General features: G+C 69.7%; 26 protein-coding genes. 11 read left to right on the top strand and 15 right to left on the bottom strand.

The window, feature by feature from the left end; all coding sequences use genetic code 11:
• Nucleotides 1–126: 126 nt before the first annotated feature.
• Nucleotides 127–1,164 carry a cation diffusion facilitator family transporter gene (locus tag Air01nite_RS08960; protein ID WP_203701504.1) on the top strand — a complete coding sequence of 346 codons (1,038 nt, stop codon included), beginning with the start codon at nt 127–129 and terminating at the stop codon, nt 1,162–1,164.
• 9 nt (nt 1,165–1,173) lie between these two features.
• A complete protein-coding gene (locus Air01nite_RS08955; RefSeq protein WP_203701503.1) occupies nt 1,174–2,415 on the top strand; it encodes a YibE/F family protein in 1,242 nt (413 codons plus the stop codon).
• On the opposite strand, the gene Air01nite_RS41865 is transcribed toward Air01nite_RS08955, so the two are convergent.
• Together Air01nite_RS41865 and Air01nite_RS08945 are read right to left on the bottom strand one after the other, a co-directional pair.
• Nucleotides 2,324–2,638 (bottom strand): hypothetical protein, encoded by a 315-nt coding sequence (locus Air01nite_RS41865; protein WP_373310359.1) that lies wholly within the window; start codon nt 2,636–2,638, stop codon nt 2,324–2,326. The genes Air01nite_RS08955 and Air01nite_RS41865 overlap by 92 nt on opposite strands.
• 362 nt (nt 2,639–3,000) lie before the next feature.
• On the bottom strand, nt 3,001–3,363 hold the full coding sequence (locus tag Air01nite_RS08945; RefSeq protein ID WP_203701502.1) for a DUF4267 domain-containing protein: 363 nt from the start codon (nt 3,361–3,363) through the stop codon (nt 3,001–3,003).
• Nucleotides 3,364–3,438: 75 nt separating this feature from the next.
• On the opposite strand from Air01nite_RS08945, the gene Air01nite_RS08940 reads away from it, so the two are divergent.
• Nucleotides 3,439–4,038: a TetR/AcrR family transcriptional regulator gene (locus Air01nite_RS08940; RefSeq protein WP_203701501.1), complete on the top strand. Its 600-nt coding sequence runs from the start codon at nt 3,439–3,441 to the stop codon at nt 4,036–4,038.
• Here Air01nite_RS08940 and Air01nite_RS08935 read toward each other — a convergent pair.
• Both Air01nite_RS08935 and Air01nite_RS08930 read right to left on the bottom strand, forming a co-directional pair.
• Entirely contained in the window at nt 4,011–5,336 is a 1,326-nt protein-coding gene (locus Air01nite_RS08935; protein WP_203701500.1) for a hypothetical protein, read from the bottom strand. The genes Air01nite_RS08940 and Air01nite_RS08935 overlap by 28 nt on opposite strands.
• 101 nt (nt 5,337–5,437) lie before the next feature.
• Nucleotides 5,438–5,767: an HPF/RaiA family ribosome-associated protein gene (locus tag Air01nite_RS08930; RefSeq protein WP_203701499.1), complete on the bottom strand. Its 330-nt coding sequence runs from the start codon at nt 5,765–5,767 to the stop codon at nt 5,438–5,440.
• 141 nt (nt 5,768–5,908) lie between these two features.
• On the opposite strand from Air01nite_RS08930, the gene coaD reads away from it, so the two are divergent.
• On the top strand, nt 5,909–6,340 hold the full coding sequence (gene coaD / locus Air01nite_RS08925) for a pantetheine-phosphate adenylyltransferase (RefSeq protein ID WP_203701498.1): 432 nt from the start codon (nt 5,909–5,911) through the stop codon (nt 6,338–6,340).
• A 41-nt stretch (nt 6,341–6,381) separates the two neighbouring features.
• The gene (locus Air01nite_RS08920) at nt 6,382–7,239 is read left to right on the top strand and encodes a DUF7710 domain-containing protein (protein WP_203701497.1); all 858 of its coding nucleotides are present in this window, start codon (nt 6,382–6,384) and stop codon (nt 7,237–7,239) included.
• 2 nt (nt 7,240–7,241) lie between these two features.
• Here Air01nite_RS08920 and lepB read toward each other — a convergent pair whose 3' ends face one another.
• Together lepB and Air01nite_RS08910 are read right to left on the bottom strand one after the other, a co-directional pair.
• A complete protein-coding gene (gene lepB, locus Air01nite_RS08915) occupies nt 7,242–7,751 on the bottom strand; it encodes a signal peptidase I (protein WP_275408189.1) in 510 nt (169 codons plus the stop codon).
• 2 nt (nt 7,752–7,753) lie between these two features.
• Nucleotides 7,754–8,545: an alpha/beta fold hydrolase gene (locus Air01nite_RS08910; protein WP_203701495.1), complete on the bottom strand. Its 792-nt coding sequence runs from the start codon at nt 8,543–8,545 to the stop codon at nt 7,754–7,756.
• Nucleotides 8,546–8,818: 273 nt separating this feature from the next.
• On the opposite strand from Air01nite_RS08910, the gene Air01nite_RS08905 reads away from it, so the two are divergent.
• Together Air01nite_RS08905 and Air01nite_RS08900 are read left to right on the top strand one after the other, a co-directional pair.
• A complete protein-coding gene (locus Air01nite_RS08905; RefSeq protein ID WP_239090594.1) occupies nt 8,819–10,111 on the top strand; it encodes a VOC family protein in 1,293 nt (430 codons plus the stop codon).
• A gap of 47 nt (nt 10,112–10,158) precedes the next feature.
• Nucleotides 10,159–10,671: a hypothetical protein gene (locus tag Air01nite_RS08900; protein WP_239090593.1), complete on the top strand. Its 513-nt coding sequence runs from the start codon at nt 10,159–10,161 to the stop codon at nt 10,669–10,671.
• Nucleotides 10,672–10,735: 64 nt separating this feature from the next.
• On the opposite strand, the gene Air01nite_RS08895 is transcribed toward Air01nite_RS08900, so the two are convergent.
• The 3 genes from Air01nite_RS08895 to Air01nite_RS08885 are packed head-to-tail and all read right to left on the bottom strand — an operon-like array spanning nt 10,736 to nt 12,134.
• Nucleotides 10,736–11,215 carry an SRPBCC family protein gene (locus tag Air01nite_RS08895; RefSeq protein ID WP_203701494.1) on the bottom strand — a complete coding sequence of 160 codons (480 nt, stop codon included), beginning with the start codon at nt 11,213–11,215 and terminating at the stop codon, nt 10,736–10,738.
• Nucleotides 11,212–11,574, bottom strand: coding sequence for a metalloregulator ArsR/SmtB family transcription factor (locus Air01nite_RS08890; RefSeq protein WP_203701493.1), 363 nt, complete (start codon nt 11,572–11,574; stop codon nt 11,212–11,214). Before Air01nite_RS08890 ends, Air01nite_RS08895 begins: the two co-directional genes overlap by 4 nt.
• 41 nt (nt 11,575–11,615) lie before the next feature.
• Entirely contained in the window at nt 11,616–12,134 is a 519-nt protein-coding gene (locus Air01nite_RS08885; protein ID WP_203701492.1) for a hypothetical protein, read from the bottom strand.
• Nucleotides 12,135–12,253: 119 nt separating this feature from the next.
• Here Air01nite_RS08885 and Air01nite_RS08880 point away from each other — a divergent pair, with 119 nt between their 5' ends.
• Nucleotides 12,254–14,059, top strand: a complete 1,806-nt coding sequence (locus Air01nite_RS08880) for a VanW family protein (protein WP_203701491.1) — start codon at nt 12,254–12,256, stop codon at nt 14,057–14,059.
• A 42-nt stretch (nt 14,060–14,101) separates the two neighbouring features.
• On the opposite strand, the gene Air01nite_RS08875 is transcribed toward Air01nite_RS08880, so the two are convergent.
• The 5 genes from Air01nite_RS08875 to Air01nite_RS08855 all read right to left on the bottom strand — a co-directional run bounded on the left by Air01nite_RS08875 (nt 14,102) and on the right by Air01nite_RS08855 (nt 18,740).
• Entirely contained in the window at nt 14,102–14,275 is a 174-nt protein-coding gene (locus tag Air01nite_RS08875; protein WP_203701490.1) for a CsbD family protein, read from the bottom strand.
• Nucleotides 14,276–14,295: 20 nt separating this feature from the next.
• Entirely contained in the window at nt 14,296–14,547 is a 252-nt protein-coding gene (locus tag Air01nite_RS08870; protein ID WP_203701489.1) for a hypothetical protein, read from the bottom strand.
• 81 nt (nt 14,548–14,628) lie between these two features.
• Entirely contained in the window at nt 14,629–16,365 is a 1,737-nt protein-coding gene (gene poxB, locus Air01nite_RS08865; protein ID WP_203701488.1) for a ubiquinone-dependent pyruvate dehydrogenase, read from the bottom strand.
• 68 nt (nt 16,366–16,433) lie between these two features.
• Complete coding sequence (locus Air01nite_RS08860) at nt 16,434–17,924, bottom strand: non-reducing end alpha-L-arabinofuranosidase family hydrolase (RefSeq protein WP_203701487.1); 1,491 nt, start codon at nt 17,922–17,924, stop codon at nt 16,434–16,436.
• Between the two features lie 165 nt (nt 17,925–18,089).
• Nucleotides 18,090–18,740: a TetR family transcriptional regulator gene (locus Air01nite_RS08855; protein WP_203701486.1), complete on the bottom strand. Its 651-nt coding sequence runs from the start codon at nt 18,738–18,740 to the stop codon at nt 18,090–18,092.
• A 97-nt stretch (nt 18,741–18,837) separates the two neighbouring features.
• On the opposite strand from Air01nite_RS08855, the gene Air01nite_RS08850 reads away from it, so the two are divergent.
• The 3 genes from Air01nite_RS08850 to Air01nite_RS08840 all read left to right on the top strand — a co-directional run bounded on the left by Air01nite_RS08850 (nt 18,838) and on the right by Air01nite_RS08840 (nt 23,913).
• Nucleotides 18,838–19,830 (top strand): quinone oxidoreductase family protein, encoded by a 993-nt coding sequence (locus tag Air01nite_RS08850; RefSeq protein WP_203701485.1) that lies wholly within the window; start codon nt 18,838–18,840, stop codon nt 19,828–19,830.
• Between the two features lie 325 nt (nt 19,831–20,155).
• Nucleotides 20,156–22,381 carry a peroxidase family protein gene (locus Air01nite_RS08845; RefSeq protein ID WP_203701484.1) on the top strand — a complete coding sequence of 742 codons (2,226 nt, stop codon included), beginning with the start codon at nt 20,156–20,158 and terminating at the stop codon, nt 22,379–22,381.
• 212 nt (nt 22,382–22,593) lie between these two features.
• Nucleotides 22,594–23,913, top strand: a complete 1,320-nt coding sequence (locus Air01nite_RS08840; protein ID WP_203701483.1) for a chloride channel protein — start codon at nt 22,594–22,596, stop codon at nt 23,911–23,913.
• Here Air01nite_RS08840 and Air01nite_RS41015 read toward each other — a convergent pair.
• Nucleotides 23,858–24,022 (bottom strand): alpha/beta hydrolase, encoded by a 165-nt coding sequence (locus Air01nite_RS41015; protein WP_239090601.1) that lies wholly within the window; start codon nt 24,020–24,022, stop codon nt 23,858–23,860. The two genes, Air01nite_RS08840 and Air01nite_RS41015, sit on opposite strands and share 56 nt — an antisense overlap.
• Nucleotides 24,023–24,112 lie beyond the last annotated feature (90 nt).

The following is a 24,112-nucleotide window of genomic DNA, read 5'->3' as shown; positions in this document are numbered from 1 at the left end:
CGCGCAAATAGCAAAGAGGTGAGATAAACGTCGATCCTTGCCTTTCGTCGGTCAACTCGGGTTAACTGAGAAAACCCAATTCGCGAAATGCGGCGCCCTTCACCGCCGACGAGACCGGAGCCTGACATGGCCGCGCCCGACACACACCAGCACGGCGACCACGCGCACTCCGGGCACGAGCACAGGCACTCGTGGTGGGACCGGCTCCGGCACCTGCTCACGCCTCACTCCCACGACGCCGGTGACAAGGTCGACGACGCGCTGCAGAGCAGCACCGAAGGCATCCGGGCACTGAAGATCAGCCTCATCGCCCTCGGCGTCACCGCCGTTCTCCAGCTGCTCGTCGTCTGGATCAGCGGATCGGTCGCACTGCTCGCCGACACCGTGCACAACTTCGCCGACGCCCTGACCGCGGTGCCGCTGTGGTTCGCGTTCGTCATCGGCCGACGCCTGGCAACCCGCCGCTACACCTACGGGTACGGACGTGCCGAGGACCTCGCCGGCATCGTCATCGTCCTGGTCATCGCCGGCTCCGCCGCCCTGGCCGGCTACGAGTCGATCCGCCGCCTCTTCGAACCCCGCGAGGTCAACAACGTCGGCTGGGTCCTCGCCGCCGGCATCATCGGCTTCGCCGGCAACGAACTCGTCGCCCTCTACCGGATCCGGGTCGGCCGGCGGATCGGGTCCGCCGCTCTGGTCGCCGACGGACTCCACGCCCGCACCGACGGGCTCACCTCGCTCGCCGTCGTCGCCAGTGCCATCGGCGTCGCGCTCGGCTTCCCGCTCGCCGACCCGATCATCGGCCTGGTCATCTGCGCCGCGATCGTCGGCGTCCTGGTCATCGCGGCCAAGGAGATCTACCACCGCCTCATGGACAGCGTCGACCCGACCCTGATCACCCGGGCGGAACAGGTGCTCGCCGACGTCCCCGGCGTGACCGCCGTCGACCGCGTCCAGATGCGCTGGCTCGGCCACCGACTCCACGCCGACGTCGCGATCCGCGCCGACGAACACGTCAGCTTCACCGACGCCCACGACACCGCCGACCGCGCCCGCGACGCCCTGCTCGCGGACATCCCGAAGATGGCCGGCGCGCTGGTCCATGTCAGCCCCCAGCACGAGACCCGCACGCTGGCACCGACGGGTTCGGCACCCGCCGCGTAGTCTTCCGGCGTGCGCGACCACCCCACCGTCGCCAGATCGGGCAGCCGCCTGCGCGTCGTCCTCGCCGCGATCCTGGTGCCGTCGTTCCTGACGGCCTTGGTGTCCGCCGTCCTGCTCTGGCCGGAACGGTCGCCGTCGCGCAACGCCGTCGATCCGGTCCCGCGCTACCACGCGACCGTGACGCGCATCGTCGAGCTACCGTGCTCGCCCGCCACCGAGACGCCGGAGGCCGCGGCGCCAAGCGGTCAATGCGGCACGGCCACGGTCAGCTTCGACGACGGCCCCGCGGATGGCACGTCGGCCGAGGTCGACCTCTCGAGCGGTGGCGGCGCACCGTCGGTCGAGATCGGTGACAACGTGATCGTCTCGCCGCTCGTCGACGGACTGAACCCGGAAGACGCCATCTACACGATCGTGGAGCACCAGCGCGGCACACCCCTGCTGTGGCTCGTCGCCGTGTTCGCGATCGTGATCGCGGCATTCGGCCGCTGGCGCGGCCTCGCCGCGCTGGCGGGTCTGGGCGTCAGCTTCGCCGTGCTGCTGGGCTTCATCCTTCCGGCGATCCTCGCCGGCCACTCGCCGCTGCTCGTGGCCGTCGTCGGCGCCGCTCTGATCATGTTCGTGGTCCTGTACCTCACCCACGGGCTCACGGCACAGACGTCCGTCGCGGTGCTCGGCACCCTGGCCAGCCTCGTCCTCACCGGCGCCATGGGCTCGCTGGCCATCGCCCTCACCCACATGACCGGCGCTGGAGACGACGCCGCCGTCGACGTCTACCTCACCTACGGCGCCATCGACCTCCGCGGCCTGCTGCTGGCCGGCATCATCATCGGCTCCCTGGGGGTGCTCGACGACGTCACCGTCACCCAGGCGGCGACCGTCGCCGAACTGGCACGGGCAAACCCAAACCTCACCCACCGCCAGCTCTACCAGGGCGGCATCCGCGTCGGCCGGGCGCACATCGCCTCGACCGTCAACACCATCGTCCTCGCGTACGCCGGCGCGTCCCTGCAGGTGGTGCTCCTCGTCGTCGCCGGCAGCCGGTCCACGGTCGAGTCCGTCACCAGCGAGTTCGTCGCTCAGGAACTGGTGCGCACCACCGTCGCCACCCTGGGCTTGATCGCCGCCGTGCCGATAACCACCGTGCTCGCCGCCCTCGTCACCAAGGCCGGAAACCATCGCCCGACCACTCAGCGCTCGACGAACCCGGAGAATTCAGCCGACGTGGGCGGGGCCCGGATCGGGAGGTAAGGCCCAGCGGCCGGCCAGGACATCGGCAGGCCCGCGGGCACGCTCTTGGTCGAGCCGCAGAACGCGATGGCCACCTTGTCGTCGCGGCCGACCGCAGCGCGGCGAGCGTCCCCAGCACCGCGGCCAGGAGCACGACCGCGACCAGGACCAGCAGGTCGGGTACGGCGACGCTGCCCCAGATCCCGCCGACCACGCTGGCGCTGAAGGCGGTGTAGACGACCAGCAGGATCGAGCCGCGGTCAAACCAGCGTAAGCAGCTTCTTGTGGCGGTTCATCGCGGCGCCGACCCACGGTCGGAGCAGTTGGCCGGCCACGAACGGCAGACGTCGGCGAACGCGGCGGGGGAGAGGCTGACGTCGCCGACGTCGCTCATCATGGCCCGACGAGCAGCGGGGTGAACGAGGCGCTGAAGCGCGATCGCGCTCTGCACGGTGGACGGCACCGCGCAGAGGCTTGCCGCTCTGCCGTTCGGTCGTCCGTTTCGTCGGCGGCGTCGACGCGATGCCTCTGTCGGTGCTAGGCACGTACTCCCGGCAGGATGCGGAGAGCAAGGTCGAGACGTTGCGGAGCCTCAAGGACGGGCGGTCAGACGGCGAACAGTAGCGCGGCGCTGATCAGGACCACCACGGCCGTGGCGAAGTGGATGCCGAAGGCGACGGCCTTGGTGCCGCCGTTGCGCAGCACGATCAGGGTGTCGCCGAGCGGGTTCAGGGCCACGACCAGCATGAACCAGGCTGCCGCCAGCGGGCCGGCGAAGGCGAGCAGGGCCAGGCCGAGGATGCCGTAGCTGAGGTCGCGCAGGCCCTTGACGGTCAGATAGGCGCCGGGTTTGGCGGGCACGCCGTAGCCGGTTGCGGCGGCTTCGGGCTGCAGCAGGAACCGGGCACCGATGAAGGCGACCAGCAGGTCCAGGACGATGGCCAGGCCGTACGCGACAGGGGTGAGCATGAAACGCGCTGCTAGGAACTGGGTCGACGCTAACATAGCGCCGCCCTCAGTGCTAGCGGTGCTAGGATTGCGGTCATGTCGATACACGCGCGGCGAGAGCGCGAACGAGCCGACCGCGAACGGTTGATCGTCAGCGCGGCCCGGGAGTTGGCCGAGGCCGAGGGCTGGGAAGCGGTCACGACCCGGCGGCTCGCGGAACGTGTCGAATACAGCCAGCCCGTGCTTTACAGCCACTTCAAGGGCAAGGACGCGATCGTGGCGGCGGTGGCGGTGGAGGGGTTCGCCGACCTCGCCGCCGAGATGCGGGCCGCCCGCACGTCGACGCGCAGCCCGCGGCGGGCGTTGGCCAACGTCGCGGCGGCCTATGTCGCGTTCGCCGAGCACCGTCCGGCGCTCTACGACGCGATGTTCAACCAGGCGGTCAGCCTGCCCTTCGCGACCGCCGAGGCGCCGCAGGCCTTGCAGGCCGGGTTCGACGAGTTGCGCCAGGTGGTCCGTCCCTTCGCCGCGAACGACGACGAGGACCTGTTGGCGGAGGTGCTCTGGAGCGGCCTGCACGGGCTCGTGTCACTGACCCGCGGCGGGCGCCTCCCGCGCCAGGAGCACGACCGCCGCCTCGCGCTGCTGCTCGGCCGACTCGGGGCCCCTCAGGCTCCGACCGCATCGCGGGTGTAGGCCAGACAGCGCTTCGAGATGTCCGGCCAGCTGCCACCGAGGACGTCGGCGGCGGCCTGCGCCGCGGGTTTCTCGCCGCGCAGCATTGCCTCGCTGAACGCCAGCATCTTCTCCGGCCCGTACCGGTCGGCGATGCAACGGATGTAGTAGAAGCCGATGCCGTACGCGCCGTCGATCTCCCAGTCGGCCGCGTCGTCGTTCGGCATGACCATTGCCGGGTCGCCGGCGAACTGCTTCTCGCGCAGGTAACGCCGCACCGCCTGCCGCCCGTCGTACGCGTTGTTGCTGCGGCCGTCCCACGCGATGTGTTCGGCGATGCCCTCGGTGGCCCACCAGATCGGGCCCTGGAACTGGTTGTAGTCGCGGCCGGCGAGCGTCGCGACGTGCCCCATCTCATGTTTCATCACGGACTCGGCGTCGCCGCTGGCGATCGCGTCGAAGCGCAGCACTATGTCGGATCGCCGCTCGGTCGCCGGTATCGCGTAGCCGACCACCCAGTCCTTGAGGTTGCCGCCGAACCAGGTCTGCCATTCCTTCTGACCGGCGAGGTAGACGATGTAGGTGCCGTTCGTGCCGTCGAGCCGGTACTTGTCGGCGATCTTCGCCGCGCGCTCGGCGACGGGCAGGAAGGCGCGCGCCTGCGCGACGTACGCCGGCGGCGCCGCGACCACGGCGCGGGAGCCGACCGCCGCCGTCAGCGTGCTGACCTCCCACGGGTGCGGGCCGTTCTGGTCGGCGTTGGCGGTGCCGATGCCGACGATCCGGAAGCCGTCGTCCGAGTCCCGCCAGGTGGTCTCGATCAACAGCTTGTCGATCGAGCATTGGGGGCCACCGAGACAGTGGTCCAGGGCGACCGTGAACCCCCACTCCTGACGGCCGTCGACGATCCGGCCCTTGAACGGGCCGCTGTCGAGAGCCAGGGAGAAGTAGACGATCTTGAGCGCGCGCAGCGACCGGAATCGTTGGTCGAGCGCCGCGCGGGTCGCCGTGTCGCCCGCCGCCGCCGTGAACGCCGCCCGGTCGCCGGACATCATGGCCGCGCTCATCTCCGCGAGCGTTTCCCTGATCCGCTCGCGGGCCCACGCGAGCCGGGCCTCGGGGGGATCGCCGGCCTTGGGCGACGCGGCCGCGGTGGGCGAGGGCGATGCCGCGGCGGCGGGCTGCGACGGCTTCGCCGAGGTCCACGCGATGGCTGCGGGCACCGCGAGCGCGACGGCGACGACCGCACCCGACAGCGCCAGCAGCACACCGCGTCGGCGGCGGCGTGCCGGTGCCGCCGCCTCTTGATCAACTGTCACGACGGGCCAGGTTACGGCCCCGGGAGTGCGCGCGGATCGCCCGTCCGGACGGGACAGCGGCGGCCGACCCGACCGATCAGAATGTGGAAGCCCTGCTCAGCTCATCGCGGGCTGCGGCGGCCCTTGGCGTCGGTCAGGCGGCGGCGCAGGTCGTCGCGCACGTCCATGACCGCGGCGTGCAGGTCGTCCTCGCTCGACGTGGTGACGATCTTGTCCAGGCCGGGCGTCCAGCACTCCAGGGTGACCTTCTGACCGGGGGACTGGCGGTCCTTCACCGAGATCTCGAGGTCGGTCGCGTCAGCGTCGAACGATGCGAGGCGGGCGTCCAACGGACCGAACTGCTCGGCGATCCAGGCCCGGTCGCCCTGGGTGAAGCCGGTGCCCATGCGCAGGCACTGCTCGACCGTGGCCGGGTTGGCGACGCCACTCATCAGACCTCCTCGAGTCGACAACAAACGATCAAGGGTCGTGTACCCCGGACCCGCCCGACCCGAAACCCATTTGACGGCGATGTCGATGTTGGCGTTTTTCGGCCACGCCAAGCGGTTTGTGCCCCACGGTATCTTGAACGGATGGATCGCAGGCCGGGTGCGCATGCGGTCTATCCGGGAACCTTCGATCCCTTCACCGCCGGCCACGTGGACGTCGTCGACCGGGTCAGGCACCTCTTCGCGCGGGTCACGGTCCTGGTCGCCGTCAACGCGGACAAACACCCAACGGTCGCACCGGCCCAACGGTTGGCGGCGCTGCGCGAGTTGCTCCCGCCGAGCTGGAGCAACGTGGAAGCAACAGAATGGTCGGGCCTGACCGCGACCTTCTGTCGCGACCACCAGGCCGCCGTGATCGTTCGCGGCATCCGCGACGCCGGCGACCTCCGATACGAGTCCGAACTGGCCGCGATGAACGAGAACCTTGGTATAGCGACGTTGTTCGTCCCGGCCCGACCCGAACTGACAACGGTGTCGTCCACGGCCGCACGAGCGCTGAACCGCACGCGCAGATGAGTAGCGGTGAAGGTGAGGTGCACCGGCATCACCGCGAGCGCGTGAACGATGTGCTTCGTCGCCCTGGCATGTATGGCTCGGACGAGATCGTCGAACGGCTGCTGCTCGAGGCGATGGCCGCGGTGGACGGCACCCTGACGCGATGGCGGGCGGAGTGCGACGCGCTGCGCGACCGTCATGCCTTCATCGCCACAGGCGTCCGGGGTGCCTACAGTTTCGTCCTGCCGGCAGAGGGACTGCGTGACGCCACGGCGTCCGTCTACGCCGAGGTCGCCCATCGGTGCGGCTGGCTCGACCTGGACCGGGCGTTGTCGACGGTGGAGCGTCGCAAGTTCGCCTCGGACATCGGCGCGTGGCTCGCGCGGGACCGCACACTGTCCGATGTCGTCGAGACGTTCGGGACGCCGTCACTGTGGATCGGGGGCACGAACCCCGCCTACCCCAAGACGCTTGCCTACACCACGGCAGACCCGGACGACGACCTGATCTGCATCCACCTGTGGAACGCGCGTGGCGTACACCCGGAGCCCGTCGTTCTCGCCGCGCGTCACCGGCCAGGCGCGTTTCCCGACGCGTTCTCGTTCACGCCCGAAGGCCTCCGTCGCCGCCCCACGAACGATCAGCACACTCCGACCGTCTGGATCTTCCACGGTGATCGTGCCCGATACGCCAGCGCCGTGTTCGAGACCGCGGACGCCGGACTCGCCTGGGCGGCCGAGCACCGGGTCACCGGAATCCTCGCCGAGTATCTCTACGGTGGGGCCTACGACGCGGCGGTCAGCGAAGGCCGCTTCACACCGTCGAAGCCGCACCACGGCACCGCGGACCACGTGGCCGCCTTCAACCCCGGCCTGGAGCACATCCACCTGACCGATGGTGAGCGCCAACCGCCCGTATGAAGCTAGGTCTTGATCACGCCGATGACGGTCGTGAGCGGGACCGTTCCGTTGAACGATGAGTCGTTGGCCATGCCACGGGAGTCGCCGAGGAGGAAGAGTTCGTCGACCGGCACGGTGATGGCCTCGAACGCCTTCGGCGGATCGAACTCCGACACCCTGGCGTAGGGCTCGTCCTGTGCGGTCCCGTTGAGCGTGATCCGGCCCTGTGGGTCGCAGCACGCGATCATGTCGCCCGGCACCGCCACCACGCGCAGGATCCGCGGACGTCCGTCAGGGTTCCAGCCCGGCCTGTCCGGCGGGTCGAAGACGACGAGGTCACCGGCATCCGGACGGTATTCGCCCGGCTTCACCTTCGTGGCGGTGACCGTCGACCCTTCCGGGATCGTGGGTTCCATCGCCGGTGAGCGAACCTGGTAGCGCTTGTATCGGCCAACGTCGCCAACCGACGTGCAGGCCGTCAAGGCGGCAAAGACTCCCACGAGTACGACCAACTTCCGCACGGCCACCTCCATCGTCAACGGTCGAGAAATGCGTTCAGCACGCGTGTCCAAGCTCCGTGTTGCTCCAGGTGTACGTCATGGCCGGCGTTCGGAACGACGACGTGCTGCACGTCGGGGCGCAACGCGCGCATCCGCTCGACTTCGGCGGTCTTCATGGTGCCGTGCTGGCCGCGTACGAGCAGGGTTGGGGCCTTGATGGTCTGCCATTCTTCCCACCGCGCCTCCTCCGCGACCGCGGCGATGGCGGCTCGCATGACGTCGGGCTCGAAGCGGGGCCACAGCCCGTCGGCACGCTCCTCCAGATCACGGCTCCAGGACAGGGCGATCGGGGTCGAGCCGAGGAAGTCAGTCGCCGCCGCCAGGTCGGGGAACGGCACCGGCCAGGAAGCGAACCAACCCCCGAGCTTGGCCGGGTAGTCCTCCGGAGCGTCGCCTCCGACGCCGGCCTCCACCATGACCAGCCGGCGCACGAGCCCCGGATGCCGCGCCGCGACCAGCATCGCCGTGTGTCCGCCCATCGACTGCCCCACCAGCGTGACCGGTTGACCGGCGGCGAGGTGGTCGACGACGGCAAGCACGTCATCGACGTACGCCTGCCGGGAAAGGTCCTGCGGGCGCCGCGTGGAATGGCCGTGACCCCGCTGGTCCACCGCGATGACATGGTGGTTGGGCAGCAGGGACTCGGCGGGGGCCAGCATCTCCCGGGCGCTTCCGGCCAGCCCGTGCAGCAGGACAACCGTGTCACCCGTCCCGCCGTCGAGGCACGACAGCGTGACGCCGTCGCGTCGGACATCCACTCTGCGCATACGCATCTGGTTTCTGTCTGGTTCGGGTGTCGAGGGCGGACCGGCGATGTGGATTGGCGAGGCAGAAACCCAAGACGCTCATCGGGTACGGCGCAGCCCGGGTCGCTGACCTGGACGCGCCGTGCTTTCAGGCGCAGCCGAACCTCGCCTTCCTTGTCACGGTCGACCGCATCGATCCGCTCCCAGCCGACGGCGGTCCGCCACGATGGCGAACGCCGCCACGCCTGCCACCGCGAGGCGGACCAACGCGGCCGGCCGCGGCCACGCTCCTCGATGAACAGCACACACGCTCACTCTCGCCGGACGCCAGACGCCGAACGCGCCACAGACAAGCATGATGGTCCATGCCGGAGGAGTGGGACCTCCCGACGGGACATGAGGTCTACAGTGCCGGGCATGGCAGAGATCGGAACGGATTGGCGGGTCGTCGATGGCGTTACGACGGCATGGTTCGACGCGCCTTCGCTGATCGAGGGGGCTGCGCTGGCCGGGCGCATCCTTGGGCTGTCGGCCGGGATCGTGGTCGATCTGCGCGCGACCGGCGTGCGGGTGCGCCTCGACTCCGACGAGCACGCCGAGGCGGTGTCGGTGGCCGCGCGGGAACTCGGGCTGGCCGCGAACCCTGCCGTGCTGCAGCAGTTGAGTGTCGTGTTCGACACCGCGAACCCGTCTGATGTGCGGCGGTTCTGGCAGCGCGTGTTCGACTACGCGCCAGGGGACGACGGCGGTTTGGTGGATCCGTTGCGGCGCGACCCGGCGATCCGGATCTGGCGGTCAACCGAGCCACGGCCGCTGCGAAACCGCATCCACCTCGACGTGGTGCGGCCGGCGGCGGCGGTCGAGGAGGCGAGCCTTGGTGAGGCATCGGGACCCTACGGGGTCTGCCACGCCGACCCCGACGGCAACGAGGTTGACCTGGTGCCGGGCGGGGCGCTCGGCGAGCGGACCTCCGACTGGCAGGCGGTGTTCAGCGCGATGGCGTGCTACCGCGTCACCTTGCCGGCGCAGCAGCGCGACCTGGCCACCGCGGCAGCGGCGCTGGCCGACGACGCGGGCTTCCCCCTGCTGGTCGACCTGCGCCCCGGGCTCGTGATCATCGACAGCGGCAAGGACCAGGCGGAGGACGACGCACACGGCCTCGCGCTCGACTTCACCGACCTGGCCGAAAACCTCCAGACCGCTGCCCGCGAACTCGGGGCCACCGCGGATCCGGCGCTGCCGCGCTTCGCTCAGCTCTTCCTCGACGCCGCCGACGTCGACGCGGTCCGCGCGTTCTGGGTAGCCGCACTCGGATACACCCACGACCGCCGAGCCGGGGTCAGCGACATCCACGACCCACGGCGGCTGAACCCGGTGCTGGTGTTCCAAGAGCTCGACGCCTCGGATACGGAGCGGCGCCGACAGCGCAACCGCATCCACTTCGAGCTCGCCGTGCCGTCGGACATCGCGCAGGCGCGCCTTGCCACGACCATCGCAGCCGGTGGCCGGCTACTTGACGAGTCAGACGATCGCTGGCGCGTCGCCGACCCCGAAGGCAACGAACTGGTGATCGTCCGTGGGAAATAAGCTCGGCTGAGCTTTACGCATGATTACGGGGCGGGGCAGTGGACGGATTGCTCACCGGCGACGAACGCCGCGTGGTGGGTGCCGCACAGCACCTCGGCCTCATCCTGAGCAGTGATTGGCCGGTCGTAGCCGCTCATCTGCTCGCGCAGGGAGCCGATGGGCAAGCCGTCTCGGAACTCGCCGGCCTGCCACGGGCGACATCGCCCTGGTGCATCGACCAGCTGGTGCCCGAGGTGCTGGTCGAACTGGGCGTCCGGGAGATGCCCACGCAGCAGGCCAGCGATCTGGTCGCGCGCCTGGTAGGTCCGGTCGCAGCCACACGACCACCGGCCGACGAGTTCGCGGCGATCCGATTCCTGGCGCGGCTGGCCCCGGCTCTCGACTATCCCGGCGGTGCCATCGGTGATGCCTACGTGGCCGCGGAATGGCTGGACTGCGAGTGTCATGCCGACTCGCCTGAACGGGACGCGGCGATCGCCTTGGAGAAGGCTCTCCGCACGCCCGATCCGTTGGACATCGACCCCGGGCTGCTGCGAGCACTGACCGCCCAATGGTTCTGACAGCACGCGCCGACGCAGCCAACGCGCGGCCGGCGCCGGGCGTGCGTAAGACCGGGATGCGGGCCTATCGCTGCGCGTCGAAGTGGTCCTTCATCGCCGGGTAGTAGTCCTCGAACCGTGGGGCCGGGCGGTCCTCGCGGGCGGCGACCAGCGCGTCCAGATAGAACTCCCAACCCGGTCCGAGATCGCCGACCGCGGCCGTGTCGGCCAGGTGCTGGGTGAACCGCAGCTCGGTGACACCACCGCTCTCGGTCAGCACCATGTCCAGGAGCCAGCTGCCCTGCTCGTCGACCGCGGAAAGGGCCAGCCGGCGCTGCGGCTCGCACGCGTCGATCGTCATCTCCATCCAGGGCTGGCCGTCCTCGTGCACCATCTGGACCTCGATCGTGCGCCCCGGCGCCGCGTCGCCCTTCCACGGGCCGAACCAGCGGGCCGTGCGGTCGGTATCGGTCAGGCTCGCCCACACGTCGGCCGCGGGCGCCCGGAATGTGCGGGTCAGGACGAGGTCGTTGCCGAAGAGTTGTCCGGTGGGTGTCAGGCTCATGCGGTTTTCTCCTGGTCTCGGGTTGGCCCGGCCGCCGAGCGGCTCTCGCGCCGGGTGCGGTAGACCTCGGTCTCCAACGCGTCGAGGCGGTGCTGCCAGCCGGACGGCCGCGTCAGTCTGACCAGCCATCCCGTCAGCTCGTCGAGCGGTGCCGTGACCAACGCGTAGACCCGACGGCGCCCGTCGGCCGTGTCGCGCACCAGCCCGGCCTCACGCAGCACCCGCAGGTGCCGGCTGACGGCGGGCCGGCTGATCGCGAAGCGGTCGGCGATCTGCCCGGCGGTGAGCGGACCGTCGCGCAGCATCAGCAGGATCTCCCGCCGCACGCCGTCGGCGATCGCTCCCGCCACCTCGTCCACGCGGAAAAGCGTAACACATCGGTTACGCGTCTACGGAGGCGTCAGCGGCGAAGCGCCCGCAGCACACCGTGTCGCTTGAGCAGCCACACCAGGCGGCGCGCGTGACGGTGCCGCGCCAGCACCACGGCCAGCTCCCCGATCGTCTTCCAACGCCGGCCGCGGAGCTGGTTGTCCGCCGCCCGCCAGATCGCCTCCCGCAGGCGCGCGGACTCGAGCGCCGCAGTCAGCTCGGCACGCACGGCGGGATCGCCCAACGCCGACACGATCGACCGCGCGAGGTCCGGGCGGTCGGCGAGACCTTCCGCGATGCTCGAAGACACTTCCTGGCGTACGTCATCGGTGTCGACCAGCAGCAGGACGGCGCGCCGGATCTCGGTGGTCTCCAGCGCCGACCGCAGCAGGCCCATCACCCGCAGGTCGACCTCGTCGCCACCGTCCTCGGCAGCGAGTGCCGCCAGCAGCGCCGTCACCTCGTCGAGGTCGACGAGGTGCCGCACACCGTCCCGGAACGCCGGTCGATCCCATACGGAGAGCAACGCCCGGACCAGGTTGCGGTTCATGCCACCTGCTACCCACGAGATCGTCGATCCGAAACCGCCGCTGGCAGTAGCATCGTGCCGGCGTCCTCCGGGCGCCCGTCGGCCCGCGGGTCGATTCCGTCGAAGCTCCGAGGTGACGCGTGAACCAGCAGCCGGACGCCGACGCACCGACCGTGCAGTTCCCGGCACCGCGCCTACCGGTCGACCAGCAGCCCTCCTCGGCAGGTTTCATCCCGGTCCAATCCGGCCACACACCGGCACCCGGCCGCCAGCGCTCGTCACGGCGCCGCTTCTTCATGGCCGGCGGTGTCGCCGCGGCCGTGTTGGGTGCGATCGGCGGTGCCGGCGCCTACGCGTACGCCGGCGAAGTTCCGCGGGGCACCTCGGTGCTCGGTGTCGACATCGGCGGCAAGAACCGGTCCGACGCGATCGCCGCGCTGCACGCCGGTCTGGCGAAGCAGGCCGGCAAGCTCGGCAACCCGGTCGCGGTGCGGCTGGGCGACCGGGCGGCCGAGGTGACGCCGGCCGACATCGACCTCGGGGTCGACGTCGAGGCGACGGTCACGGTCGCGATCGAGGCGAGCCCCAACCCGATCGGCCGGCTGCTCGGCTCGCGTACCGTCGAACCGGTCGTCACCCTCGACGAAGGCAAGCTGCACGACCTGCTGGGCACCGCCCTCGGCAAGGACGCGCGGGCGATGAAGCAACCGTCGATCACGTTCTCGGGCACGACGCCCAAGCCGAACTACCCGCAGCCCGGCCGCGGTCTCGACGCGGCGCGGTCGGCGGACGCGGTCCGGTCCGGCTGGCTCGGCGGCGGGCCGGTGGACGTGCCGATCGTCGAGATCCATCCCGCCACGACCAAGGAGGACGTCGACAAGCTCGTCGCCGAGTTCGCCCGCCCGGCCGTCTCGGCACCGGTCACGGTCACGACCGAGCGAGGCGACGTCACGGTGGCCCCGGCCGCGATCGCCAAGAGCCTGCGGCTGGTCGCCGACAAGGCCGGCCGGATCGAGCCCGCGCTGGACGCGAAGAAGTTGCGCGCCGCGCTGTCCACCCCGCTGGGTGCGGTCGAGGTGCAGCCCAAGGACGCGCGGGTCGCGATCGTCAGTGGCAAACCGAGAGTCACCGAGGGTACGGAGGGCCGGCAGGTCGACGTGACCGCGCTCGCCACCGACCTGCTGGCCGTGCTGCCGAAGTCCGACGAGCGCACCGTCACCGGCAAGCTCGTGGCGGCGAAACCGGCGACGACCGCGGCCGACGTCGCCAAGCTCGGCATCAAGGAACGCGTCTCGACGTTCACCACCAAGTTCACCGGCGGCCTCGGCGCGCCGCGCAGCCAGAACATCGTCCAGATCGCGAAGGACGTCGACGGCACGTTGGTCAAGCCCGGCGCGGTGTTCTCACTCAACGGGCACACCGGCGAGCGCGGCTACCGGCAGGGCTACCGGGACGCTCCGGTCATCCTCGACGGCAAGCTCGTGCCGGGCGTCGGCGGCGGCACGTCGCAGTTCACGACCACCCTGTTCAACGCGGCCTACTACGCGGGGCTCGAGGACGTCCATCACAAGCCGCACTCGTACTATTTCGATCGCTATCCCGCGGTCATCGAGTCGACGATCTTCTGGCCGGACCTCGACATGAAGTTCCGGAACAACACCGAGTACGGCGTCGTCATCGACACCTCGTGGACCGACAACTCGATCACGGTGTCGATGTACAGCACGAAGGTCTGGGACAGCGTGAGCACCGAGTACAGCCCGCGGCGGAACATCACCAGCCCGAAGGTGATCAAACTGCCGAAGGGTCCGACGTGCATCGCGACCAACGGCATCCCCGGGTTCACCCAGGACGCGTTCCGCGTCTTCAAGAAGGACGGCAAGGTCGTCGAGCGGGAGAAGTTCACCTGGACCTACTCCGCCGAGCCCCGCTTCACCTGCGGGTAGCGACCAGGGCGGGGGCACTGGATCAGTGCCCCCGCCACGTGGTCAGCTCTTGAACGCGTCCTTGATTTTCTCGCCGGCCTGCTTCACGTTGGACTTTGCCTGGTCGACGCGACCCTCGGCCTCGAGCTCCTCGTCGCCGGTGGCCTTGCCGACACCTTTCTTGACCTTGCCCTTTACTTCTTCCGCCTTGTTGTTGATCTTGTCGTCGAGTCCCACGGAGAGTCCTCTCTGATTCGTCAGCGTGTCTTGGCGGTGGCCGCGAGATAGCCGCGGATCCGGTGCAGCAAGCGGTTCGCTTCGGCCGTGTGCGCGACGCCGGACCGATCGCCGTTGCGATGGATGACTTCCGCCAGCGCGATCGCCTCCCGTCGCAACGATGCCGGCGCCGAATGCTCGGCACCGGCAGGCAGTTGGCGCACGGCCTCGTCGAGTTGGCCCAGCGTCTGGGCGAGCCGGCTGTTCGGCGGCGGCGGAACGATGGGATGCATCCCGAGCCAACCTTCCGGTGTCGAAATCGACCTTCCAGATCAGTATGCCGGACAAAACGCCCATATGTTTGAAGAACCGTATTATTCGCGATCGAGTTGGCGCAGGTTGGTGTGTGCGAGCTCCACGATCTCGTCGGCGTTGCCGGACAGGATGGTGCGGGTCGCGTACAACGTGAAGCCTTTGATCTGCTCGCGGGTGATCTTGGGTGGCAGCGAGAGCTCGTGGCGGGCGGTGCGGGCGTCGACCACGGCCGGCCCGTCGTGGGCGAGCGCCTCGCGCAGCGCGCCCTCGAGCTGCTCGGCTCTTTCGACGCGCCGGCCGAACAGCCCGGCCGCCGTCGCGATGGCTGCGAAGTCCGGGTTGACCAGCTCGGTGGCGTAGGTGACGATGCCGGCCGCCTTCATCTCCAGCTCGACGAACGACAGCGCGTTGTTGTCGAACACCACGACCTTGACCGGCAGGCGCTGCTGGCGCAGAGTGAGCAGCTCGCCGAGCAGCATGGCCAGCCCGCCGTCGCCGGACAGGGCGATGACCTGGCGGTCGCGGTCGGCGGCCTGGGCACCGATCGCGTGGGGCAGGGCGTTGGCCATGCTGCCGTGTGTGAACGAGCCGATCAACCGCCGGCGACCGTTCATGTGGAGGTAGCGGGCGGCCCAGATGCTCGGGGTGCCGACGTCGGCGGTGAACACGGCATCGTCGGCGGCGAGCCGGTCGATCGCGGCCGCGACGTGCTGCGGGTGCAGCGGCCCGGCGCCGCGTCCCGGCTCGGCCAGGCGGTCCAGCCGGGCCCGGGCGCGGCGGTAGTGTGCGGTCATCCGGTCCAGGTGGGCGGTGTCCGCCTTCGCGTCGACCATGGGCAGGAGCGCGTCGACGGTGTCCTTGACGGCACCGACCAGCGGGACGCGGACCGGAACGCGGCGGCCGATGCGCTCGCCGCGCACGTCGACCTGGATGACGGGCACGTCGTCCGGATAGAACAGGCGGTAAGGGAAGTCGGTGCCGAGCATGAGCAGGGCGTCGCAGTGCTCCATCGCCCGGTAGCCGGAGCTGTATCCGATGAGCCCGGTCATGCCCACGTCGTACGGGTTGTCGTAGGCGAGGTGCTCCATGCCCCGCAACGCGTGCACGACCGGCGCCCGCAGAGCTCCGGCGATGGCGACCACCTGCTCGTGCGCGCCGGCGCAGCCCGCACCGGCCAGGATGGTGACCCGCTCGGCCCGGTTGAGGATGTCCGCGGCGGCCGCGAGCGAGGCGTCGTCGGGCCGGATGACCGAGTCGGCTCGCCGAACCGCGCCGGGCCAGGCGCCGGCTGTGGCTTCGGTGAGGAAGATTTCGCCGGGGATGATCACGACGCCGACACCACCGCGCTGCAACGCCGCCCGCATGGCCGCCTCCAGCAGCCGCGGCACCTGCTCCGGAATGCTGGCCAGCTCGCAGTAGACGCTGCACTCGGCGAACAACTGCTGCGGGTGGGTCTCCTGGAAGTAGCCGCTGCCGATCTCGTCGGCCGGGATGTGTGCCGCGATCGCCAGCACGGGCACGCCGCTGCGGTTGGCGTCGTACAGCCCGTTGACCAGATGCAGGTTGCCGGGGCCGCAACTGCCGGCGCACACCGAGAGCTGACCGGTCAGCGCGGCCTCGCCGGCCGCGGCGAAGGCCGCCGCCTCCTCGTGGCGCACGTGCTCCCACGACAGCCCGCCGTCGCGCCGCAGCGCATCGGTGAAACCGTTCAGCGAGTCACCGGGAATGCCCCAGACCCGCTTGACCCCCGACGCCTTGAGCGTCGCCACCATCGCCTGCGCCACCGTTCGTGCCATGCCGCACCTAGGCTATCGATCCCGTGACCGGTGCGAGACGTCTTTGGCGAACGACTCCCGCGACGCGATCAGCGTTGGAGAGTCAGCAGCCCCGGCCGGTAGGGCAGGAGCCCGTAGTCGCCGCCGGAGTTGGGGGAGCGCCCCTGGTAGAGCAGCTGCAGGTTGCAGGGGTCGACGGTCATGGTCTGGTCGGCGTTGGCGCGGATCAGCTCCCCGTGGCTGATGTCGTTGGTCCAGGTGGCGCCGCTATTGGCCTTGCCCGCGAACGGGTTGCCCTCGGTCGCGGCCTGCGGTGTCCACGAGCCGTTGAGGCTGGTGGCCGTGAACGAGCGGAAGTAGCGGCCTTGCGCGCCGATGGCCTCCACGAGCATGAGGTACCGGTTCTCGTTCTGAAGCTTGTAGACCTGAACAGCTTCGAAGAGGTTGTTCGTCGTGTCGGTCATGATGGTCGTGTACGTCGAGCCGAAGTTGCCGGGGAAGTTTCCGATGGGCATGCTGGCGCGGTAGATCCTGCCGTTGTCTCCGGCGAAGAACAGGTACATGTTGGTGCTGTCGCCGATGAGGGTCTGGTCGATGGGTCCGGTGCCGGAGTTGGAGATGCTGCCGGTGAACAGGGTCTGTTGCGCCGACCAGCCGTTGGCGTTGGTGGGGTCGCTGGACGTGCGGTAGGAGAACGCGGTGCCGCCCCACTGGTAGGCGAGGACCCAGATGTTGCGCGGCGCGAAGTAGAACAGGGTGGGCGCGACGGTGCTCGATGACATCGTGTTCTGGCTGGCCGAGGCCATGTCGGACCAGTTCGTGAAGAGGCCGAAGTTCATCGAGCCCCACCTGGTCCCGGTGTCGTGCGTGGTCGCGTAGACCAGATGCCGGCCGTTGTACGGGGCGTAGGTGAAGTCCTTGAGCGACACCCACCCGGACTTCGGGGTGGCCAGCGGGCCGGTCGACGTCCAGCGGTACGTGGACGGCAGCGCGCACCCGCCACCCGGGTTTCCGCTGTCGACGCGGGCGAGTTGCCACTGCTGGTTGGCACCGTTCCAGTCGTCGTACTGGACGATGCTTCCGCCGTCGGCGGTCGAGGCGCCCTGGACCTCGACGACCCTGTTGCTGTTGCGGTTGACCAACCGGACGTAGCCGTCGCTGGAGTCCGCCAGCCGGAACTGCTGGTTGGCCGCGTTGTTGTCGGTCCACTGCACGATGTTGGCGCCGTTGGCGGTCGACCAGTTGTAGACGTCGAGCACCTTGCCCGACAACCGCGACCGCAGCCGGTAGTAGCCACCGCCCGAGTCCACGAACTGCCACTGCTGCTGGTTGCCGTTGTTCCGCGCCCACTGCACGATCCGCGCGCCGTCGTTCGTGGCCAGGTTGTAGACGTCCAACGCCTTGCCACTGTTACGGTTGACCAGCACGTACCACGCGCTCGTGTCGACGGTCGCGGCCGCGGCGGGCGTCGCCAGGACGGTCGCCGCAACACTCGCGATCACCGCCGCGGCGACGCCACCAGCGATGAAGCGCCGCAACCAGCGACGCGGAGTTGACGGAGCCAGTTGAAGCCCGGACATGATCTTCCTCCACATGGGAAAGAGGGGCATGCCAGGTCAGAGATGTGATCGTTCACAACGGAGGCACGCCGCCTCAGGCGACTGCACGAAGGCCAGACGAACGGGCTTGCCCGGTGAGCCTGTCGTCGGCGTTGACATCGACTGTGAGCGATAACATGACGTACGTCAAGCCGTGATGTCGACGAGTCCCACGGCTGTCGCGCGGAGCAGGAGCGTGAGCCTCGGCTCGAAGTCGAGCGCGGCATGTCCCCAGGCCGGCATCTGTTCGTAGAGCGCCGCCAGGGTGGGAGTGGGGTGGGAGACCTGCCAGAGGCCGGCCGCGAGCGTGACCGCGACCGCGATGAGACCCTCGATCTGCTCGACGGTCATGCTACTGGCCTCTGCCAGGACGTTCGTGATCTCTGTCGCGGCGGCGGTGGCGTTCGTCTTGTACCTGCGGGCGCGTTCGATGTCGACATCGCCTTCGAGGCTCATCGCCGCGTGGGAGAGCAGGTCACAGAACACCGACAGCGACGCGAGCGTCGAGGCGACCGCCACCGCGACCTGCTCGGGGCCGAGCCCGGCTCGATCGCCGACGGCGGCCTTGACGGCGTCGCGCCACTGCCCCCACCCGCGCTCGGCCAGTTCGAGCAGCAGTTCCTCGCGGTTCGCGTAGTACCGCCGCGCACCTGTCCGGTGCAGCCCCGCGCGGTCGGTGACAGCCGCGACCGTGACGAACCGAACACCACCAAGGTCGAGGGCGAGGGCCTCGGCCGCGGCCAGCAGGTCCTCGGCACGTTGTGCCTTGTCTTCGGGCGATCGCGCTCGCTCACGCATGCTCCCAGTTTAGTGCATCGCGCGATGCGCTATCGGGCTCGGCCGTGCTACGGTCGAGTTAGCGCATCATGTGATGCGTTATGAGGAGATGATTCTGATGCGGGCAGTGCAAGCCACCTCCTTCGGCGCCCCGTCGGTGCTGACCGTCACCGAGCTCCCGGACCCCGTTCCCGGGCCGGGCGAGATCGCCATCGATGTCACTCATTCCGCTGTCGGGCTGGTCGACGTGCTGATGCGGCGTGGCGTGTTCAAGGACCAGCCCGGGATGCCGCAACCGCCGTACGTGCCGGGCCTCGAGGTCGCCGGAACGGTGCGCGCGATCGGCGCGGGCGTCACCGGATTCACGCCGGGCGAGCCCGTGGTCTCCATGTCCGCGGCCGGCACCGGCGGCTATGCCTCCGTCTACGTCGCCCCTGCGGCTCTCGTCGTCTCGACCGCGGGCTACGGCATCGAGCCGGGCCTGGCGGTCTCCGTCGTGCCGAACGCGGCGATGGCGCACGTCGCGCTCACCCAGGTCGCGCACCTCGCCGAGGGCGAATCCGTGCTCGTGCACGGCGCGCTCGGCGGTTTCTCGGCCGCCTTTCCCGGCATCGCCAGGCAGCTCGGCGCCTCCCGCGTGGTGGGCACGGTGCGGACGGGCAAGCTGGCGGCGGCCGCCGACACCCGGCTGCCCTACGACAAGATCGTGGACTCGGCCGACCTGTCCACGGCGCTGGCGGACGAGAAGTTCGACGTCGTGATCGACCCGGTCGGCGGTCAGCTCCGCACGCGGAGCCTGTCTCTCCTGAGGCCGGGTGGTCGCCTGATCGCTGCCGGAAACGCCAGCGACGACTGGACCCACCAGATCGACAGCAACCAGCTCTGGCTCGGCAGCGTCACCATCTCCGGCTTCAACGCCGGCGCGTTCCTGCCGACCCATCCGCAGCACATCCGACCCGCCCTCCGCGCCGCGTTGACGGCGGTCGCCGCGGGTCTGGGGGAGACCGTCGTCGACGTCCTCCCGTTCCGCGAGGCGGCCATCGCCCACCAGCGTATGGAGGACCGCACCCTTCGCGGACGCCTCGTGCTGACGTCGGCGGACCGTTCATGACCTTCACTTGGACCAGTCCCAGCCGCGGGCCTTGTCTGCCATTACGAAACCTCCCCTGAGCCAGAGACGCGGGGCCGCGTCGTCTCTCCGTACTCTCCGGGGGACGGACCCTCACCGGGTCTCCATCCGGCACTCGCCGCTCTTCACCGGTATCCGTGCGGTATTCGCCGTTGCGCGCACGTTCAACAGTTGCGCCTTCAAACATCCCATCTTACCTATTGACGTGCATCGTTGCGCAGCGCACACTGGCGCCCAAATGCTGCCTTGACTCGCAGTGAAGCGGGTCAATGATCGGATCTCTGATGACCCAGTGCATGGAGGAGCCATGCCCACAGCCCGCGTACCACAGTCGATCCTCGCCCTTGTTGTCGCGACCGCGGCGGTGTTGGTGGTGATGCCTGACGCCCGCGCCGCGGTGGGTTTCGAGGTGCAGAGCCTCGACGGGAGCGGCAACAACCTGTTCCGGCCGGCGCAGGGGCAGGTGGGCACCAGCTACTCCCGGGTGGCCGCGGCCCGCTACGCCGACGGGCGCGGGCAGCCGGTGACAGGGCCGAACAGCCGGTACGTGAGCAACCGCGTCTTCAACGACGCGCACCAGAACATCTTCTCCGAGCACCGGGTGACCCAATGGGGCTGGACCTGGGGCCAGTTCCTCGACCACACCTTCGGCCTCGCCGCCGGCGGCACCGAGTCGGCGCCGATCCCGTTCAACGCCGCCGATCCGCTGGAGCAGTTCGTCGACACGGCCGGCGGGATCCCGTTCACCCGCGACCGGGCGGCCACCGGCACCGGGGTCACCAACCCGCGCCAGGCGGTCAACACGGTCAGCTCCTACATCGACGCCTGGGCCGTCTACGGCGGCACACCGCAACGGCTCGAATGGTTGCGTGACGGGCCGGTCGACAACAACATGGCCAACAACGCGGCGACGCTGATGATGCCGGGCAACTACCTGCCGCGCCGTGACGCACGTGGCAACGCGGCCGCCGCGCCGGCCATGGACGTCGACGGCCGGCTGATCGGCAACTCCGGCGCCGCCGTCACCGCCGGCGACGTGCGGGCCAACGAGAACGTCGCATTGACCGCCACCCACACCCTCTTCGCCCGCGAGCACAACCGGATCGCGCGGTCGCTGCCGGCGTCGCTGAGCGCCGAGGACCGGTTCCAGATCGCCCGCCGGATCGTCGTCGCCGAGCAGCAGTACATCACCTACAACGAGTTCCTCCCGGTGATGGGCGTCAACCTGCCCGCGTACACCGGATACAAGCCGTCGACCGACACGACGCTGTCCAACGAGTTCGCGACCGTCGGCTACCGCGCCCACAGCCAGATCCACGGCGAGTTCACCGCCGAGACGCAGGCATCCCGCTACACCTCGGCACAGCTCGACGCGTTCCGCGCGCAGGGGCTCGAGGTCGAGGTCGACGGCGCCGACGTGGCCATCACCGTGCCGCTCAACGTCGGGTTCTTCAACCCGGGCCTGCTTCCCGCGCTCGGCCTCGGTCCGCTGATGACCAGCCTGTCGGAGTCGCAGTACCGCAACGACGAAATGATCGACAACCAGCTCCGCAGCGTGCTCTTCCAGGTGCCGGTGCCGGGCAATCCGACCTGTTTGGACGGTCCGACGCTGCCGGCCTGCTTCCGCGGCGTGGTCGACCTCGGCGCGATCGACATCGAACGGTCACGCGACCACGGGATGCCGAGCTACAACCAGATGCGGCAGGCGTACGGGTTGCCGCCCAAGACCTCGTTCCGGGCCATCACCGGCGAGTCCACGGACACGTTCCCGTCCGGCACGGGCGTGGACAACCCCAACAGCCTCGACTTCCTGAGTACGGCCGACATCAACGGCAGCCCGACCGTGGTCGGCGAGGCCGACGGCTCGACCTCCGGCGTCCGCCGGTCGACGGTCGCGGCCCGGTTGCGGGCCGTCTACGGCAGCGTGGACAACGTCGACGCGTTCGTCGGCATGATCGCCGAGCCGCACGTGACCGGCAGCGAGTTCGGCGAGCTGCAACGCGCCATCTGGACCCGGCAGTTCCAGGCCCTCCGCGACGGCGACCGCTTCTTCTACGGCAACGACCTGGGCCTGTCCTGGATCCGCGACCAGTTCGGCGTCGACTTCCACACCACCCTCGCACAGGTGATCGCCCGCAACACCGACACGCCGGCCGCCGACATCAACCCGAACGTCTTCCTGGTGCCCGACGACGACCTGCCCGCGGCGACCTGCCGCGTCACGTACGCCGTCACGACGTCGTGGACCGGCAACTTCCAGGTCGAGCTCGGCATCACCAACCTGACCGGGGCGCCGGTCAACGGCTGGACGGTCCAGTGGCAGTTCGCCAACGGACAGGCCGTGACCCTGGGTTGGAACGGCACGTTCAGCCAGAGCGGCCCGACCACGACGGTCCGCAACGCGAGCTGGAACGCGACCCTGGCGCCGGGAGCGACGCTGTCGGGGGTGGGCTTCAACGCCAGCTTCGACAACGTGACCAACCCGATCCCACCCAACATCACCCTCAACGGCAGACGCTGCGCCGTGAGCTGACGCGAGTGCCCGGGCCGCTGCGGCCCGGGCACCGCTCGGAGGTTCAGCCTTTCGTGGCCGGGGCCAGGCGAATTTCGCGATGTCGGCCCGCGGGCGCCGGAACCTACGGAAGATCAGCTTACGAAACCGGAGGGAGTCGCGGATGGGTGTGCACGCCGACGCACAAGATCGTCGTGGGTAGCCCATCGTCGACCTCGCCCAGCCCGACGGAGATGCTCAGGAGCCGCGGCTACCTGGCCCTGTTGGTTGTGGGCGCGGCGATCGGCGTCCCGGTGTCGATCGTCGCGTACTTCTACCTCAAGGCAGTCAACAACGCACAGACCTTCTTCCTCACCGACCTGCCGCGCGACCTGGGTTTCAGCGGCACCCCGGTGTGGTGGCCGATCCCGATGGTCGCGGTAGGCGGCCTGCTGGTCGGCCTCAGCCTGCGGTACCTGCCAGGACCGGGAGGGCACAACCCGGCGGAGGGCTTCGTGGCGGGCTCGCCGCTGAGCACACGCGACCTGCCCAGTGTCGCCTGCGCGTCGCTGGCCACGCTGGCCTTCGGCGCGGTCCTCGGCCCGGAGGGCCCGCTGGTGCTCATCGGCTCGGGGCTGGCAGTGCTGATCGTGCGGCTGCTCAAGCGCGACACGCCACACCAGGCAGTGGTGCTGATCGGCGCGGCCGGCAGCTTCGCCGCCATCTCGACCCTGCTGATCTCCCCGCTCGCGGGCGCGTTCCTGCTGCTGGAGGCGGCCGGCGTCGGCGGGAGCATGGTCAGCGTGGTGATGGCGCCCGGGCTGCTGGCCGCGGGCATCGGCGCGCTCATCTTCGTGGGCCTCAATCACGTCACCGGGTTCGGCACGTTCTCGCTCGCGGTGCCGAACATCCCCGCACTCGGACCGCCGACCGTCGGCGAGTTCGGCTGGGCCATCGTCATCGGCCTGGCCGCCGGCGTGCTCGGCACCGCGATCCGCCGCCTCGCCTTCCAGATCCAGCCGTACGTGACGCGGCGCGTGCTGCTGGCCACCCCCCTCGCGGGCGTGGTCGTCGGGGGATTCGCGGCCCTCTTCGCCGCGGTCACCGACAAGGGCCCGGAAGAGGTGCTGTTCTCGGGCCAGAATGCGCTGCCTACCCTGATCCAACTGGCCGGCGCCTGGTCGGTCGGCGAGTTGGTGCTGCTGGTCCTGTTCAAGAGCCTGGCCTACAGCGTGTCGCTGAGCAGCTTCCGCGGCGGCCCGACGTTTCCCGGCATGTTCATCGGAGCGGCCGGTGGTCTCGCCCTGTCGCATGCGGCCGGCCTGCCGCTGACCGCCGGCGTCGGCATGGGCATCGGCGCGATGACCGTGGTCATGCTCGGTGGCCTGCCGCTCACCGCCGTCCTGTTCACGCTGCTCTTCCTGCAGTCCGAGGCCCTCAACCTCATCTCGGTGGTGATCGTCGCGGTCGTCGTCGCCTGGGTCACCGCCGCCAATCTCTCCCCGTGGTCGCGACCGCCTACTGCGGGAACGGGGTCTCGTCCGGCTGGCAGACCGTCCCGGGCGGGGGAGTGACCAGGTCGACCAGGAAGGTCACCCGGGCCGCGTCCATGCACGCGCTCGGCACCTGGTAGCTCGGGTGCCCGTAGCCGTCGAGGGTGAGCAGCACCGCGTTGCCGAGCAGCTTCTCGGTGAACTGGGCGTTGGGGTACGGGCTTCCCGCGTCAGCCTTTGGCGCATCCGGGGCCGCACAACGGAAGGCGCGGCCGCGGCA

Origin of the sequence: Asanoa iriomotensis (assembly GCF_016862515.1) — a bacterium.
Lineage (GTDB): Bacteria > Actinomycetota > Actinomycetes > Mycobacteriales > Micromonosporaceae > Asanoa > Asanoa iriomotensis.
This window is presented reverse-complemented; position numbering and strand designations above follow the sequence as displayed.